The following is a 14,569-nucleotide window of genomic DNA, read 5'->3' on the forward strand; positions in this document are numbered from 1 at the left end:
TGGTGACGACGGGTGCGGTCGGCGTGAACGTCCGCTTGCCTTGACGGCAGGAGGCGCGACCATGACCACGACACCCCGCACCACTCGGCACCGGCTCGCCGTCGGCGCGATGACGGCGGTCACCGCCGTCCTGCTCGTCGGCTGCACCGCCGGGGCCGACGCCCCGGTCTCGGGCGGCCAGGCCGCCACCCGCCCGGCGTCCGAGACCCCGACCGACCCGGCCGCCGTCGCGGGCCCCGGCCCGGTCGCCGCCGGCACCGACACGGGGGGCGTGACCGTCGCGGCCGACGCCGAGCCCACCGACGTCGCGACCGGGCTGGCCGCCCCGTGGTCCGTCGTCCGACTCGACACCGGGTCGTCGTTCGTCAGCCTGCGCGACACCGGCACGGTGCTCGAGCTGCTCGCCGACGGCGGCACGCGCGAGGTCGGCTCGATCGACGGGGTCGTGCACGAGGGCGAGGGCGGCCTGCTCGGCCTCGCCGTCCTGGCCGGGTCGCCGTCGTACCTCTACGCCTACGCCACGACCGCGGACGACAACCGCGTGGTGCGGGCACCGATCACGGGCGAGGCCGGCTCGTACGGGCTCGGCGAGCAGCAGGCCGTGATCACGGGCATCCCCGCGGCGCGCAACCACGACGGGGGCCGCATCGCCTTCGGCCCCGACGGCCTGCTCTACGTGACGACGGGTGACGCGAACCAGCGACCGAACGCCCAGGACCCCGGCTCGCTCGGCGGCAAGATCCTGCGCGCGACGCCGGTCGGCGGCGTGCCCGACGACAACCCCACCCCCGGGTCGTTGGTCTACACGCTCGGTCACCGCAACCCGCAGGGCATCGCCTGGGACGCGACCGGCGCCGGTTGGGCCGCGGAGTTCGGCCAGGACACCTACGACGAACTGAACGCCCTCGAGCCCGGAGCGGACTACGGCTGGCCCGAGGTCGAGGGCCGGGGCGAGGTCGAGGGCTTCTCGAACCCCGTGCTGCAGTGGTCGACCGACGACGCGAGCCCCAGCGGCCTGACCGCCGTCGGCACCACCCTCTACCTGGCCGGGCTCGGCGGCGAGAAGCTCTTCGAGATCCAGGTCGCCCCCGGCTCCGAGGCGCAGCCGACCGAGCTGTTCACCGGAGCCGACTCGCTCGGCCGCATCCGCGACGTCCTGCCCGGGCCCGACGGCACGCTCTGGCTCGTCACGAACAACACCGACGGGCGCGGAGCCCCGTCCGACGGCGACGACCGCATCGTCAGCGTCCCCCTCACCCCCCTGCCGTAGCGTCCCGCCCCCACCGCGCCGCGCCTCCCGCACCGCACCGGCGCCCGACGTCCGGGTGCGGATCGCGACGGTGGGCGCACGACACGCGGGTCGGGTCCGGCACATCGGCCCCGACACTCCCCCACACGCTGCGTGCCGCGCGGCCTGTTCGGGGGCCGGGCGGTTACCCTCGTACTCGATGAGCCAGCACGACCGACCCGACACGACAGCACCCGGCAGCGCCCGCCCCCAGACCGTGCCGCCGGGTCTCGCCGCGCCCGTCGTCCGGGGCATCGGAGGCGCCGGCGGATTCGACCCGATCAGCCTGCGCACGGCCGTCGACGTGCCCGCCGCCGAGGCCCGGCTGGCCGCCCTGGGCCAGAGCCGCAGCACCGACGCGCTGGGCGAGCGAGCCGACCTGCTGCGCCTGCTCGGCCGACTCGACGAGGCCCTGGCGATCGCCGAGGAGGCCTTCCGCCTGGCCCACTTCACCGGCGACAGGGCCGACTCGACGGCTGCGCGCATCCGTCGCGCCCACATCTTCCGCGAGCAGGGCAAGCTCGACCGCGCCCTGAACGACCTGCACACCAGTCGCATCACCTCCGCGACCGAAGAATGGCGAGAGCTCGAGGCCGCCGCCGCCGAGCTCGAGGGCTACACGCTGTACGACCTCGGTCGCAACGAAGAAGCCCGCGAGACCCTCGCGAAGGCACTCGAGGCCTACGAGGCGTCCGGTGCCCCGCGTGACCGCACCGACGGGCTGCGGGTCGCGATCGAGGGCGTCATGCGCGCCTACCTGAGCGACACCGGTCCCCAGCCCCGTCTCGAGGCCCCGGCCGCGGGCGACACCAACCCGGTGCCGGTCCGACCGCTCGCCCCCGCGTCCCCGCCTGCCCCGGCCCCCCGTGCGCAGGCCGCCCAGGGCCGCGTCCAGGTCCCCCGCTTCGACGGCATCGCCGGGCTCTACGGGGGCTCGCAGGCCCCGGCCGCGGCCGCCGCGTCCGCCGCGTCGTCGGAGCCAGCCGCCGACTCCGACTCCGACTCCGCGTCCGCCTCCACCGACGACCACGGTGCGGTGCCGGCCCGTCCGCCCATGGACCCCGCGCGCACGGCCGCGATCAGCTTCGACCCCGAGTCGATGCCCGACGAGGCCGCCGCGTCCCCCGTCGCCGAGGCCGCGGCCGCCCGGGCCGAGAAGGTGGCCGCGACGGCTCCCGCCGCCCCGCGCGACGGCGGGCTCTGGGGCAAGATCAGCCACCTCGCCGAGCGCGCCGCGGGTCACCGCGACCGCGACTCCGACGAGTTCGACGCCGAGCGTCGAGCCGCCCAGCGTCCGACCGACGGCGACGCACGCCCCGGCGGCGACCGACCCCGCACCGGGGGCACCGGGGTGACCGGCGTGGTCGACGGCCTGCCGCGCGACGACGAGCCCACCACCTGGCCGTTCCCGCGTCGCTGACCCGCGCCTCCTGACCTCGACGTGGCCGACCTCGACCGGGTGCGGCGCTGGGCCGCCGCGCTCATCGACCTGCACCTCGACCCCGCCGTCTGGAGCTTCGGCTTCGACAACGCCAAGACCCGCGCGGGCCTGTGCAACTACACGACGAAGCGCATCACGGTCTCGCGGCACCTCGCCGGTCGCTACGACGACGACGAGATCCACCAGGTGCTGCTGCACGAGGTCGCGCACGCACTCGCCGGATCGCGCGCCGGGCACGGGCCGAGGTGGAAGGCCGTGGCGACCGACCTCGGCTACGTCGGCTCGCGCCTGCACGACGGCGCCATCGCGAGCGAGCTCGCCCCGTGGGTCGGCGTCTGCCCCGCGGGGCACGAGCACTACCGGTACCGCCAGCCGGCCCGGCCGCTCGCCTGCGGGCGCTGCTCCCGGAGGTACGACCCCGCGCACCTGATCACCTGGACCAAGCGCGCGGTCTGACGCCGCGCCTCCTGGCACGACGTCGCGGCCGGGCCGGTGACGGGCCGTCGGAGACCCCAGGAGGCGCGTAACCGGTTAGGGTGGTCAGGTGCAGACCGGACAGTGGCTCAGATCCGACACCGACACCCGGTGGTTCTTCGACTCGGGAGCACTCAGCCTCGACTTCGCGTACCTCGGCGGGTTCCGGGCCGGGTCCCGTTTCGGCCCCGAGTCGGGCCTCGACCTGCCGGCCGACGGGTCGACCCCGTGGGACGGCCTGCTGCTGCCGGCCGACCTCGACGACTGGACGCGCGAGCGCTTCGACGGCATCGCCGGTTCGGCCGGAGACCGCGAACTCGCCGACGCCAGGGGCCTGCGCGACGCGATCGCTCGACTCGCCGTGGCCGCGACCGACGGCACCTCGAGCGACCCCGACGACGTCGACACGCTCAACCTGTTCGCGGCGTTGCCGGACGTCCCGCCGTCGCTCGAGGGCGGCCGACGCCAGGCCGGGGCCGGGCGCCTTCGGCTCGGGCAGGCGATGGCGTCGGTGGCGCGCGACGCGGTGACCCTCTTCACGACCGTGGGGTTCGGCGGCGGACCGGACTCGCGCCTCCGTCGGTGCTCGAACGAGGCGTGCGGGCTCGTCTTCTACGACGAGTCGCGGGCGGCCAGCCGCCGGTGGTGCTCGATGCAGCGCTGCGGCAACCGGGCGAAGGTGCGGGCGCACCGGGCGCGGGCCGCGCGCGGCTGAGGCCTCCGCCGAGTGGGTCGACGTCACCCCCCGGGCCCGCCCGGCCCTACCCTGCCCTGTCCTGCCTGCCCTGCCCTGCCCTGCGCCACTGCGCCATGAACTGAACATCCCGCCACGAGATGCCGTGGCGGGATGTTCACTTCGTGGCGGCGTGCCGTCCAGCGTCGAGCGTCAGTCGACGACCGAGACGTCCTTCCAGAAGGCGACGTAGCCCGAGTAGTCCTTGCCCACGCGGTCGAACGACGTCGGGATGGGCGTGGGGTAGCTCCAGGCGCGGTCCTGCAGCAGGTCGTCGCCCGACTTCACGCTGAAGTACTGGGTGTCGCCCTTCCACGGGCAGTGGTACTGGGTGGGGCTCTCGGTGAGCAGCTCGGTGTTGACGCTCGCGGGCGGGAAGTACCAGTTGCCCTCGATCGAGATCAGCTCGTCTTTAGGGGCCTCGGCGACGACGGTTCCGTCGGTGAGCACTGCCTTCATGATTCCTCCTGCGGGTCGGGGCGACGTCAGGGTCGCTGTCGCTGCAACGCTACGCCGGCAGGGTTGATTCCTCGGGGGAACCGACTCGGGCCACGACGAGGGCGCCCCCACCGGACGAGGAGGCGCGGGCCGACTCGACGACGTCGCCCCGGCCGGTCTCCACCAGCTCGGCCGCCGAGGCCGACGCCGTGAGCAGGTGCGACGACGCCCGGGCCAGGGCGCCGGCCGCGGCGCACGCGACGGCGGCCTCGGGCGACGAGAAGTCGATGCCGGCCGCGGCGAGCGCGTCGACGACCGCACCGGCGGCGAGCTGGTCCTCGACGGCGGGCCGGAACCCGTCGGCCTCGACGGCCCCGGCGGCGACGATCGCGACGAGGGCACGGTCACCTCGACGGGCCTGACGTCCGACCACGTGCCGGGCGACGTCGGGGGCGGCGCCCGCCCCGGTGACGAGCAGCACGTCGGCGTCGACGCCGACCTCGGCCAGGTCGGCGACCGCCCGCACGGTCTCGTCACGGCTGAGCGTGCCGTGGCCGTCGAGGACGTCGACCACGACGACCACGTGAGCCTCGGACGCGACGCGGGCCGCCCCGGCCACGCCGTGGTCGAACCTCACCTGGTACTTCTGCTGGCCGTGCGGACTCATCTGACCAGCCTAGGCAGGCCCACCACCCCGTCGCGAGTGCGTGACGCGCCGTGACGGGACCGACGTGCCGACCCACCGCCGGCGACGTCGACCCGCCTACTGCGTGACGAAGGGAGGCGGTGGCCCCGATCAGGCGGCGGGAGTTGGATCGGTGCATGCACGTGCAGCTCAAGCTCCGCCTCGCCTGTTCCGTCGACGTCGCGACCGACGCCCTGCGCGACCCCCGCGTGATGGTCGCGGTGACGAAGCCGCTCGTGGTCTACCGGTCCGAGTCGCCGTCCGGCTTCCCCGACCGCTGGACCGAGGAGGCGCACCCCGTGTCGGCGAGCATCCTCGGCGTCCTGCCGCTCGGCAGCACGCACGTCGACCTCGACTGGCACGAACGTGACGGAGCGTGGATACAGCGCGACACCGGACGCGGGACGAGCGGCCAGTTCGCCCGCATGCGCATCAACCACCGGATGGCCGTCGTCCCGGACGGCGCGGGGCACACGCTGTTGCGCGACCGCCTCGAGTTCCACGCCGGCCCGCTGGGCCTGCTGCTCTGGCCGGGACTCTGGGCGACCTGGCAGTGGAGGGCCCTGCGCATGAAGGCCCTCGCTCCGACCTGGCGCGGCGCCCCCACCCACCCGAAGCACGCCTGACCGTCGGCCAGCACCCACCCCCGCGAGCGGCGTCCAGCAATGCGCCTAGGCAGGGGGTCCGCGCCGAACGGAGGGGTCACCCACGGTCGGCCCCTCGACACCCCCTCGAGCGGCGTCCGACGACGTGCCTAGGCAGGGGGTCCGCGCCGAACGGAGGGGTCACCCACGGTCGGCCCCTCGACACCCCCTCGAGCGGCGTCGAGCAATGTGCCTAGGCAGGGGGTGCGCGCCGAACGGCAGGGTCACCCGCACGTCGACCCGCATGTCGATCCGACGTCAGCCCCAGAAGCCGGCGTGCACCGCTGACGCCTCGTCGAACAGGGCCGGGCCGGACACCGACACCGCGCCTCCGCCCCGGGCGAAGACCTCGCGGCAGGGCAGGTCGAGGGTCGACTCGCCCTCTTGCTCGGTCACCATGCCGAGCAGCTGCTGCTCGGCGAGCGCGTAGACGACCCGGCCGATGCCGGCCCAGTGGATCGCCCCGGCGCACATCGCGCACGGTTCGGTGCTCGTGTAGAGCGTCGCGGCCTTCAGCGTCGGCTTGTCGAAGCGCTGCGCCACGAGCCGGACGAGGTTCGTCTCGGCATGGCCGGTCGGGTCGCCCTCGGTGACGACGGTGTTCTCGGCCTCGACGACGTCGCCACGAGCCGTGAGCAGCAGCGAGCCGAAGGGGTGGTTGCCGTGGTCGCGGGCATCTTGCGCGACCTCGATCGCGCGGTGCAACTGCACCAGGTCTGCCGGGGTGACGGTGGGGTCGGTGGTCGTGGTGTCGGTCGTCATGGGGCGAGCGTAGCCAGGGGTCGCCCACCCCCGGGGCCGGGACGCCAGGCTGTGGACGGGTGCCCGACCTGTGAGGGAGCCACGGGCGCGGCGGTGACCGCCTGCGTACGGTGGCAGGCGTGACCGACCCGACCAGCACCTCCTCGTCTCCCGCCGACAGCACCGCCGACAGCATCGCCGACACCACGGCCGAGAACACGGTGCCGACGCCCGCCCAGGGCGCCCTCGACATCGCGTCGTGGCGACGGACGATCCACGGGTTGTACCGCGACGTGCGCGAGGCGACCGATCTGGCGGCGGCGCACGACCTGTGGCGACGGACCCGGGACGAGCTGTTCTCGACGCACCCGTCGACGCCCCTGCTGCCCGAGGACCGCCCCGACTTCACCGGCCTGCCGACGAAGCCCTACGACCCGGCCTGGCGCTTCGAGGTCGCCGTCGAGCCCGCCGAGCCGCGCCGGATGGTCGTCGAGACCGGCACCGACGGCGACGTGCTGTTCGACCTGGTCGGCGTCGTCGACGTGCCCGGCGTCGGCCGCCTCGACGTGTGGAAGCTGGCGCAGTACGCGGGGGGCCTGTTCATCCCGGTCAAGGACGCCCTGGCCGGCAAGCCCGGCGGCACGTACGGTGGCGGGCGCTACCTGATCGACTCGGTCAAGGGCGCCGACCTCGGGGCCGGCGGCGAGCCCGGCACGATCGTGCTCGACTTCAACTTCGCCTACAACCCGAGCTGCGCCTACGACCCCGCCTGGGCGTGCCCACTCGCGCAGCCGGGCAACACGGTCGCGGTCGAGATCCCCGTCGGCGAACGGTACGGGCGCGCGCACTGAGGCGCACGACGACGCGACGTCACCACGTGTCGACCGCGTCGTGACACCCCAGACCGACCGGTCGACCCGCCCGACGGAGTCGACTAGCGTCGAGTCATGACCTCGACGACGCCACCCGCCACTCCGTCGAGCCCCGAGGTCGTGACGCAGGCCCTCCTCGACCTCGGTTCGCGACCCGAGCATCCGTTCACCACCAGCATCCAGGGTGGACGAATCGTCTTCACCTGGGTCTACGACAAGGCCTCGGGCCCGTTCGGCAGCCGGGAGCAGTCGTACTCGCTGCGGATCACCCTCATCCCTGAGACGTCCGAGTACAAACGGTCCGAGACCGGGATGCAGCGCCAGAGCGGATCGGTCAGCAGCTCGTACCGCTTCAACTCGGCCGAGGTCGTCGGCCCGGTGAAGCGCACCCTCGAGGCCCACGGCTGGCACCGGCGGCGGACGGCACTCGGCAAGGCGATCCGCGGCCTGTTCTCCTAGATGACGGACGCCGGGAGGCGCGGAGTCGCACACAGCGCACCCGCGGCCCTGCGGCGTGGCGCGGCTCGGCGTCGGCGAGGCGACCTGAGGGCCCGACCCGCGCCTCCTCGGCTCGTCCGCAACACGGGCGTGACGCGCCCTGCACACCCGTGCAGACCACACCCGTCGCGTTCTCGGGCCACAGCCGCTAGGCTGGGGTCACTTGCGAGCCGGTCCGATCGGCTCCCTGCGTCGTAGCACGCCCCTCACCGCCTCTCCGTCCTGGCACACACCCAGGCAGAACAGCAGGCGCGCGAAGCTCACTCTGCGGCGAAACGATCGTGCACACCTGCACCGTCGCCACACCTCGAGCCCGGCTACGACAGCCGTTCTCCCGGCACTGCCCTGCCCCTCGTGCGAGCACGTCCCCGACGTGACAGCGCACGACCAGGTGGTCAGGCAGCCTCGGCCCGGCTCGACACCGATGCCCCGAAAGGTGCACCACATGTCAACGAACACCCTCGACCAGGCGAACGCCGCCGCCGAGAACACCGACGCCACGACCGTCGACGAGACGGCCGACGCCGTCACCTTCAGCTCGCTGGGCGTGCCCGCCCCGATCGTGAAGTCCCTCGCCGCCGAAGGCAAGACCACCGCGTTCCCGATCCAGGTCGACACGCTGCCCGACACCCTCGGCGGCCGCGACGTCCTCGGCCGCGGCAAGACCGGCTCGGGCAAGACCCTCGCCTTCTCGATCCCGATGGCCGCGCGCCTCGGCGGCAAGCTGGCCGGCGGCAACCGCCGCGCCGGTCGCCCCCTCGGCCTCGTGCTCGCCCCGACCCGCGAGCTCGCCACCCAGATCGACGCCGTGCTCGCCCCGCTCGCCGAGGCCTACGGCATGCGCACCACCACGATCTTCGGCGGCGTCTCGCAGAACCGTCAGGTGCAGGCACTCAAGGCCGGCGTCGACATCATCATCGCGTGCCCCGGCCGCCTCGAAGACCTCATGAAGCAGGGCTTCGTCAAGCTCGACGCCATCGAGATCACCGTGCTCGACGAGGCCGACCACATGGCCGACCTGGGCTTCCTGCCCGGCGTCACGCGCATCCTCAAGGCCACCCCGAACGACGGCCAGCGCCTGCTCTTCAGCGCGACCCTCGACAACGGCGTGGACAAGCTGGTCAAGCAGTTCCTGCACGACGAGGTGCTGCACTCGGTCGACGAGGCCAACTCGCCCGTCGCGAAGATGACCCACCACGTCTTCGAGACGCCCGACGTCGACAGCAAGAACGCGCTGATCCAGAAGCTCGCGAGCGGCCAGGGCCGCCGCATCCTCTTCATGCGCACGAAGCACCACGCGAAGAAGCTCGCCAAGAAGCTGACCGAGTCGGGCATCCCCTCGGTCGACCTGCACGGCAACCTCTCGCAGCCGCAGCGTGACCGCAACCTCGCCGCCTTCCAGGACGGCTCGGCCCGCGTGCTCGTCGCCACCGACGTCGCCGCCCGGGGCGTGCACGTCGACGACATCGAGCTGGTCATCCACGTCGACCCGCCGACCGAGCACAAGGCGTACCTGCACCGCTCGGGCCGCACCGCCCGCGCCGGAGCCGAGGGCGACGTCGTCACCCTCGTCATCCCCAGCCAGAAGCGCGACGTCGCCCAGCTGATGAAGAAGGCCGACATCCGCCCGACCATCACCGCCGTGACGCCGAACTCCCCCGAGGTCGACGCCCTCGTCGGGCAGGTCGCCGCGTACGTCAAGCCCTCGCCCAAGGCTGCCGTCCAGCAGCAGCAGGGTGGCGGCGGACGCTCGCAGGGCGCCAACGCCCAGCGCAAGCGCGCCGCCCGTCAGGACAGCACCGGGGCCCCGATCGCCCGCAAGGACCGTTCGGGTCGTCCCGACGCCGGTGGCCGACAGGGCCAGGGAGGCGCGGGTCGCGGCTCAGAGGCCGGTCGCGCCGGTGCCGGTGCCGGTCGCTCGGCGGGCTCGCGTGACGGCGGCCGCCAGGGTGGCCGTGACGGTGCGCGTCGCGACGCCGCCCCGCGCGGTGGCGCCTCGACCTTCTACTCGACCGAGTCCGGCCGTGGTGCCGTGACCCCGGTCCGCGACGACGCCCGGGGCGGCCGCGACGGTGCTCGCGACGAGACCCGGGGCACCCGTCAGACCGGTCGCCGCGCCCAGAGCAGCGGCACCCAGAGCGACGGCGGCCAGAGCCGCACCAACGCGGTCCGCAACGACCAGGCGGAGTTCGCCGCGTCGCTCGGCGGCTCGCGCGACGGCGACCAGCGCGGTGGCGGCCAGCGCTCCGGCGGACGCCGCGCCTCCTCCGAGGGCGGTCGTCCCGGCTCGCTCAAGGTGGGCGGCCTCGTCGGCGGCAAGGCCCGCACCGGCGGCGGCCAGCGCGGCGGCCGCTGAGGCGACCGTGCCGGTGGGGTGGGCCGTCCTGACGGGACGACCCGCGCCTCCTGAGCTCTGACACACGGACCGACCCCGGTCCGGACGACGCACCCGAACGCTCGGGTCGCGGCGCCCGGACCGGGGTCGTTCGTTTCGTGGACAGGTGCAGCCTGCGCACAGACTCGGCCGGTTGGGTGACGATCGGACCGCCGACGGTCCGCGCCATCCTTCGACGAAAGGCCGACCCGTGCCCACCAAGATCACGATCGTCTACGACAACCCGACCGACCCCGCCGCGTTCGAGGCCGACTACCCCGCGTCGCTCGCGCTGGCCCGGAAGCTGCCCGGCCTCGAGCGCGTCGAGTCCGCCAAGGTCTGGCCGAAGGAGGACGGCACCGAGACGCCCGCCTACCGCACGCTCGACCTGTACTTCGCCGACTACGACGCCGCGAGCGCCGCCGTCGCGGGCCCCGACGCCGCCGAGTTCTTCCCGACCGTCTTCGCCCTCGGCGAGGCCGGCCTGACGGCGCTCTTCTCCGACATCGAGCAGTAGCGGCCCCCGTCAGACCCCACGAAACCGCTGAGACCCCCGTGCGCGCGCGGGGGTCTCAGCCGTTTTCTGGGGTCTCGGCGATCCACGGCCCGTGCGAACAGCGGGCCAGGCCGGCAGCGGACAGCTTGTCGATCATGGGCCGCTGCTTGAGCGCCTCGTCCCACGTCCATCGGGCGAAACCACGGACCCCGGGCACGGCACGGATGCGGTCCTCGCGGAGCTTCTCGTCGACCACGACCTGTTCGGGCGTCCTGCCGCCACGTTCGGTGCGGCCGAGGTATTTGACGAGGCCGTCGAACTCTCCGACGACCCCGCAGCACGGCCACCAGTAGTCGACCCGGCCGATGTATCCGTCGCCGTCGTGGAACCTCTTCTGCAGGACCGGTCGGGCGAGTCCGGCCTCGTACATGCCTGCCCGGCTGAGTGATTCACCCGTCGACTCCGAGAGCGGGTCGGCGAGAGCCAGGGCCAGAGCCGCCACGCGCGTCCCTCTGTAGGTCGCGCGGGCCTCGAGGTACGTCCGCGCGTCCGCTCGACGGAACGACCTCGATCGGAGCCCGTGGTCGATCACCACGAGTCCGCCACGGAGGTCGCGGGTCCGCGAGACGTCGAGGGCGGCACGGACGGGGACGAGGGATGGCATGCCCCATCTGCTCGTCAGGTCCGCGGCGGGGAGGTCGGCGGCGTGACGGACGAGCGTGGACGACGTGAGGGTGCGGGCTCGTCGCCGATCGACGACGTGCACGCGCTCGGGCCACCGCCCGAGCAGGGGGAACCCGTGCAGGGCGAGTGCCGATTCGTGCGAGACGACGACGTCCGACGTGAGCCGGCCGACGACGCCCCGGACCCGCAGGGCATGTCGCTGACGAGGGTCGGCCCCGGCCCAGGTCGACGCGGGGACGAAGGCCCCGGGCGCGACTCGCACGAGTTCGCCGACGCGAGCACGGCGGCGGAGCTCGTGGTCGTCACGACCACCGCGCAGCCAGGTCGTCCGTCGGATGAGGTCGTCGTCGGAGGTGGGCACGGACTCGAGCCTGACCGATCGTCGCGACGCGCGCCTCGCGCAGCCGCCGGCCTGTGGACAACCGCCCGAGACCCCAGGAAGTCGCCGACACCCCGGCTCGCGCACACGGGTCTGAGCGACTTCCTAGGGTCCGAGCGCCTAGTGCAGGGCGCCGACCGAGGCGAGGGCGCTGCGCAGCAGGGAGCCGCGGCCGCCCTCCATCTCGGCGGCGACCTCGTCGGAGGCCGCCTGGTGAGGCGTGAGCCAGGTCAGCTCGAGGGCGTCCTGCCGCGGGTCGCAGGTGCCCGTGACGGGCACCACGTAGGCGAGCGAGACCGCGTGCTGGCGCGGGTCGGTGTACACCGACGAGCCGGGCAGCGGGAAGTACTCGGCCACCTGGAACGGCACGGGCGACGGCGGCAGCTGCGGGAAGGCCATCGGCCCGAGGTCTTTCTCGAGGTGACGGAAGAGCGCGGTGCGCAGGCTCTCGCCGTACATCACGCGGCCCGAGACGAGCATGCGCGAGATCGACCCCTCGTCGGAGGCGCGGAGCAGCACCCCGACCTCGGTCACGACCCCCATGCCGTCGGTCCGCACGGGCACGGCCTCGACGTAGAGGATCGGCAGGTGCTGCCGCGCGTGGAAGAGCTCGTCCTCCGAGAGCCAGCCGGGATTGGGGTCGGGGTCGGGTGTCCGCACGGAACTCATGCGCCATTCTTACCGGTCCCGCGGGGCGATCGTGGGGCGTGACGCTACGGGCGAACAGCACCGGCCCCGATGTCGGCACCCGTCGCTAGGCTCGGCCCATGGTGCAGATCGACCCGTCCCTCGTCCAGTGGTCCGCCGTCGAGGCCGAGCGCGAGGGGCGACCGCTGCTCGTCCTGCTGCACGGCGTGGGCTCGCACGAGGGCGACCTGATCGGCCTCACCCCCTACCTCCCGCAGCAGTTCGTGGCCGCCTCGCTGCGGGCTCCGCTGCCCCACGGCGACGGCTTCTCGTGGTACCCGCTCTCGACGCCCGGCGCACCCGACCCCGGGGCCGTCGACGACGCGGCCGAGGCCGTCCTCGCCTGGCTCGACACCCTGCCCGACGCCCACCCGAGCGTCAGCCTGCTCGGCTTCTCGCAGGGCGGCTCGCTGTCGCTGCAGCTGCTGCGGCACGCACCCGAACGGTTCGCGTTCGCCGCCGTGCTCGCCGGCTTCGTGGTCCCCGCCGCGGGCGACGACGACGCGCTCGAGCGTGCAGCCACCCGCGACCAGGCCCTGGCCGCCGTGCGCCCCTTGGTGTTCTTCGGTCGCGGCGACGTCGACCAGGTGATCCCGGTCGACGCGGTCGAGCGCACCCAGGCCTGGCTCGAGTCGCACGCCGACGCCGAGCAGACGGTCTACCCCGGGCTGGCGCACGGGGTCTCGCAAGAAGAGCTCGACGACCTCAACGCGTTCATCGGCCGGGTCACGGCGGCACCCGTCGTCGAGGCCGGTGCGTCCGTGACGGCGACCGATCCGACCGACTGACCGACCCCGTCGGGTGCGCGTCGGGTCGACTGCCCGCGACCTCTCGCCCGCACCCCCGAACGACCCTGCAGCACCCGTCGAGACGAAGGAGGCGCGCGATGGCGACGCTCTCGGTGTCCGGTTCCGCCACCCACCGCCACCGTGCCGAGCGCGGCGTCGTCCACCTCACCGTGGGCTTCGACGGCGACGACCGTGAGCAGGTCGTCCGCGACACCGCCGCGGTGCACGCACGCCTCAGCGAGCAGGCCACGGCCTGGCGCCGACAGGAGGCCGCGACCTGGTGGAGCGCCCAGAGCGTCACGGTCGCGGTCGTGACCGAGGCGGCGACCGACCGCGGCGACGGGTCCGACGCGACCCGCGCCTCCTCGGTGGTGCGGTTCCGCACCCGGGCGGCCGTCGACGTGCGGTTCAGCGACTTCGACGCCCTGGCGGCCTGGGTCGGCGACGTCGCGGTCGAGCCCGGGGTCACCGTCGAGTGGATCGAGTGGTCGCTCAGCCACGCCCGACGCCCCGAGGTCGAGAAGGCCGTCCGGGTCGCCGCGATCGCGGACGCCGTCGGCCGCGCCGGCGACTACGCCGAGGCGCTCGGGCTCGGGCAACCGACGCTGCAGTCGGTCTTCGAGCCGGGGCTGCGGCCGGGGGCCTCGGGCGGTGGCGGCCCGTTCGGCCTCACCCGCGCCGCCGCGACGTTCTCGACGGGCGGCCCCACCACGTTCGACCTGCACCCCGACGACATCGAGGTCACCGCCGAGGTCAGCGCCGACTTCGTCGCCTGACCCGGCCCGGTCCGGCGGGCGCGGCGTAGAACGGGTCGGTGACCGACCCCTTCGACCTCGACCGGTACGTCCGCGCCCAGGACGCCGGCGGCACGCACGACCGGGCCCTCGGCGAGCTACGCCGGGGACGCAAGTCGTCGCACTGGATGTGGTTCGTCCTGCCCCAGATCACCGGTCTCGGGCACAGCGGCATGGACCGCACCTACGCGATCCGGTCGCTCGACGAGGCCCGGGCCTACCTCGGGCATCCCGTGCTCGGAGCCCGACTGCGCGAGGCCGCGGGCGTCGTCCTCGAGGCACCCGCCACGAGTGCGGACGACCTGATGGGCGGGATCGACGCCGTCAAGCTGCGCTCGTCGATGACGTTGTTCGGGCGGGCCGACCCGTCCGAACGGGTGTTCCGCGCCGTGCTGGACCGCTGGTTCGGCGGCGACGAGGACGACCTGACGCTCGCCCGCCTCCGAGCCTGACGGCGGGACGGCCCCGGTCGTCTCGCCCCCACCCCGGGAGGCGCGGCCCACCGCCCACAGGCCCGTCACCTCACCTGTCGGCGCCGGTGCCCCCGGCTACG

General features: G+C 73.9%; 17 protein-coding genes. 12 read left to right on the forward strand and 5 right to left on the reverse strand.

Translation table 11 applies throughout. The features are described 5' to 3' along the window. The first annotated feature begins 61 nt into the window (after positions 1–61). The 4 genes from AC3CCI_RS05850 (at position 62) to AC3CCI_RS05865 (ending at position 3,918) form a co-directional block, all read left to right on the forward strand. The gene (locus tag AC3CCI_RS05850; protein WP_354594354.1) at positions 62–1,270 is read left to right on the forward strand and encodes a PQQ-dependent sugar dehydrogenase; all 1,209 of its coding nucleotides are present in this window, start codon (positions 62–64) and stop codon (positions 1,268–1,270) included. A 178-nt stretch (positions 1,271–1,448) separates the two neighbouring features. After that, positions 1,449–2,708: a hypothetical protein gene (locus tag AC3CCI_RS05855; RefSeq protein ID WP_488628378.1), complete on the forward strand. Its 1,260-nt coding sequence runs from the start codon at positions 1,449–1,451 to the stop codon at positions 2,706–2,708. Between the two features lie 21 nt (positions 2,709–2,729). Then, the gene (locus AC3CCI_RS05860) at positions 2,730–3,185 is read left to right on the forward strand and encodes a SprT-like domain-containing protein (protein ID WP_354594356.1); all 456 of its coding nucleotides are present in this window, start codon (positions 2,730–2,732) and stop codon (positions 3,183–3,185) included. Positions 3,186–3,273: 88 nt separating this feature from the next. Further along, positions 3,274–3,918, forward strand: coding sequence for a CGNR zinc finger domain-containing protein (locus AC3CCI_RS05865; RefSeq protein ID WP_354594357.1), 645 nt, complete (start codon positions 3,274–3,276; stop codon positions 3,916–3,918). Between the two features lie 171 nt (positions 3,919–4,089). Here the strand turns inward: AC3CCI_RS05865 and AC3CCI_RS05870 are convergent, their stop codons facing one another. Next, entirely contained in the window at positions 4,090–4,395 is a 306-nt protein-coding gene (locus AC3CCI_RS05870) for a DUF427 domain-containing protein (protein WP_354594358.1), read from the reverse strand. Between the two features lie 49 nt (positions 4,396–4,444). After that, on the reverse strand, positions 4,445–5,041 hold the full coding sequence (locus AC3CCI_RS05875) for a hypothetical protein (protein ID WP_354594359.1): 597 nt from the start codon (positions 5,039–5,041) through the stop codon (positions 4,445–4,447). A gap of 155 nt (positions 5,042–5,196) precedes the next feature. On the opposite strand from AC3CCI_RS05875, the gene AC3CCI_RS05880 reads away from it, so the two are divergent. Beyond that, the gene (locus tag AC3CCI_RS05880) at positions 5,197–5,685 is read left to right on the forward strand and encodes a hypothetical protein (RefSeq protein WP_354594360.1); all 489 of its coding nucleotides are present in this window, start codon (positions 5,197–5,199) and stop codon (positions 5,683–5,685) included. A 276-nt stretch (positions 5,686–5,961) separates the two neighbouring features. Here the strand turns inward: AC3CCI_RS05880 and AC3CCI_RS05885 are convergent, their stop codons facing one another. Continuing rightward, positions 5,962–6,465 (reverse strand): nucleoside deaminase, encoded by a 504-nt coding sequence (locus AC3CCI_RS05885; protein WP_056259843.1) that lies wholly within the window; start codon positions 6,463–6,465, stop codon positions 5,962–5,964. 173 nt (positions 6,466–6,638) lie between these two features. On the opposite strand from AC3CCI_RS05885, the gene AC3CCI_RS05890 reads away from it, so the two are divergent. The 4 genes from AC3CCI_RS05890 to AC3CCI_RS05905 all read left to right on the forward strand — a co-directional run bounded on the left by AC3CCI_RS05890 (position 6,639) and on the right by AC3CCI_RS05905 (position 10,705). Continuing rightward, positions 6,639–7,295, forward strand: a complete 657-nt coding sequence (locus AC3CCI_RS05890; RefSeq protein ID WP_488628666.1) for a DUF1684 domain-containing protein — start codon at positions 6,639–6,641, stop codon at positions 7,293–7,295. Positions 7,296–7,391: 96 nt separating this feature from the next. Next, the gene (locus tag AC3CCI_RS05895; RefSeq protein ID WP_488628379.1) at positions 7,392–7,775 is read left to right on the forward strand and encodes a hypothetical protein; all 384 of its coding nucleotides are present in this window, start codon (positions 7,392–7,394) and stop codon (positions 7,773–7,775) included. A 484-nt stretch (positions 7,776–8,259) separates the two neighbouring features. Further along, the gene (locus AC3CCI_RS05900) at positions 8,260–10,170 is read left to right on the forward strand and encodes a DEAD/DEAH box helicase (protein ID WP_354594362.1); all 1,911 of its coding nucleotides are present in this window, start codon (positions 8,260–8,262) and stop codon (positions 10,168–10,170) included. Between the two features lie 229 nt (positions 10,171–10,399). Next, positions 10,400–10,705 carry an EthD family reductase gene (locus AC3CCI_RS05905; RefSeq protein WP_488628380.1) on the forward strand — a complete coding sequence of 102 codons (306 nt, stop codon included), beginning with the start codon at positions 10,400–10,402 and terminating at the stop codon, positions 10,703–10,705. 55 nt (positions 10,706–10,760) lie between these two features. On the opposite strand, the gene AC3CCI_RS05910 is transcribed toward AC3CCI_RS05905, so the two are convergent. Both AC3CCI_RS05910 and AC3CCI_RS05915 read right to left on the reverse strand, forming a co-directional pair. Further along, positions 10,761–11,729: a type IV toxin-antitoxin system AbiEi family antitoxin domain-containing protein gene (locus AC3CCI_RS05910; RefSeq protein ID WP_488628381.1), complete on the reverse strand. Its 969-nt coding sequence runs from the start codon at positions 11,727–11,729 to the stop codon at positions 10,761–10,763. Between the two features lie 138 nt (positions 11,730–11,867). Continuing rightward, positions 11,868–12,416, reverse strand: coding sequence for an NUDIX hydrolase family protein (locus AC3CCI_RS05915; protein WP_354594365.1), 549 nt, complete (start codon positions 12,414–12,416; stop codon positions 11,868–11,870). A 98-nt stretch (positions 12,417–12,514) separates the two neighbouring features. Between AC3CCI_RS05915 and AC3CCI_RS05920 the strand changes: the two genes are divergently transcribed. The 3 genes from AC3CCI_RS05920 to AC3CCI_RS05930 all read left to right on the forward strand — a co-directional run bounded on the left by AC3CCI_RS05920 (position 12,515) and on the right by AC3CCI_RS05930 (position 14,468). Next, positions 12,515–13,222: an alpha/beta hydrolase gene (locus AC3CCI_RS05920; protein ID WP_488628382.1), complete on the forward strand. Its 708-nt coding sequence runs from the start codon at positions 12,515–12,517 to the stop codon at positions 13,220–13,222. 98 nt (positions 13,223–13,320) lie between these two features. After that, complete coding sequence (locus tag AC3CCI_RS05925) at positions 13,321–13,998, forward strand: SIMPL domain-containing protein (protein WP_488628383.1); 678 nt, start codon at positions 13,321–13,323, stop codon at positions 13,996–13,998. 38 nt (positions 13,999–14,036) lie between these two features. Continuing rightward, positions 14,037–14,468, forward strand: coding sequence for a DUF1810 domain-containing protein (locus tag AC3CCI_RS05930; RefSeq protein WP_488628384.1), 432 nt, complete (start codon positions 14,037–14,039; stop codon positions 14,466–14,468). Positions 14,469–14,569: the final 101 nt, after the last annotated feature.

It is taken from the genome of Frigoribacterium sp. CF331, assembly GCF_057787905.1.

Excerpts from the sequence above, each read along its gene's own strand:
- AC3CCI_RS05850 (WP_354594354.1), top strand. The coding sequence starts at position 62 with ATGACCACGACACCCCGCACCACTCGGCACCGGCTCGCCGTCGGCGCG.
- AC3CCI_RS05855 (WP_488628378.1), top strand. The coding sequence starts at position 1,449 with ATGAGCCAGCACGACCGACCCGACACGACAGCACCCGGCAGCGCCCGC.
- AC3CCI_RS05870 (WP_354594358.1), bottom strand. The coding sequence starts at position 4,395 with ATGAAGGCAGTGCTCACCGACGGAACCGTCGTCGCCGAGGCCCCTAAA.
- AC3CCI_RS05875 (WP_354594359.1), bottom strand. The coding sequence starts at position 5,041 with ATGAGTCCGCACGGCCAGCAGAAGTACCAGGTGAGGTTCGACCACGGC.
- AC3CCI_RS05880 (WP_354594360.1), top strand. The coding sequence starts at position 5,197 with ATGCACGTGCAGCTCAAGCTCCGCCTCGCCTGTTCCGTCGACGTCGCG.
- AC3CCI_RS05885 (WP_056259843.1), bottom strand. The coding sequence starts at position 6,465 with ATGACGACCGACACCACGACCACCGACCCCACCGTCACCCCGGCAGAC.
- AC3CCI_RS05895 (WP_488628379.1), top strand. The coding sequence starts at position 7,392 with ATGACCTCGACGACGCCACCCGCCACTCCGTCGAGCCCCGAGGTCGTG.
- AC3CCI_RS05900 (WP_354594362.1), top strand. The coding sequence starts at position 8,260 with ATGTCAACGAACACCCTCGACCAGGCGAACGCCGCCGCCGAGAACACC.
- AC3CCI_RS05915 (WP_354594365.1), bottom strand. The coding sequence starts at position 12,416 with ATGAGTTCCGTGCGGACACCCGACCCCGACCCCAATCCCGGCTGGCTC.
- AC3CCI_RS05920 (WP_488628382.1), top strand. The coding sequence starts at position 12,515 with ATGGTGCAGATCGACCCGTCCCTCGTCCAGTGGTCCGCCGTCGAGGCC.
- AC3CCI_RS05925 (WP_488628383.1), top strand. The coding sequence starts at position 13,321 with ATGGCGACGCTCTCGGTGTCCGGTTCCGCCACCCACCGCCACCGTGCC.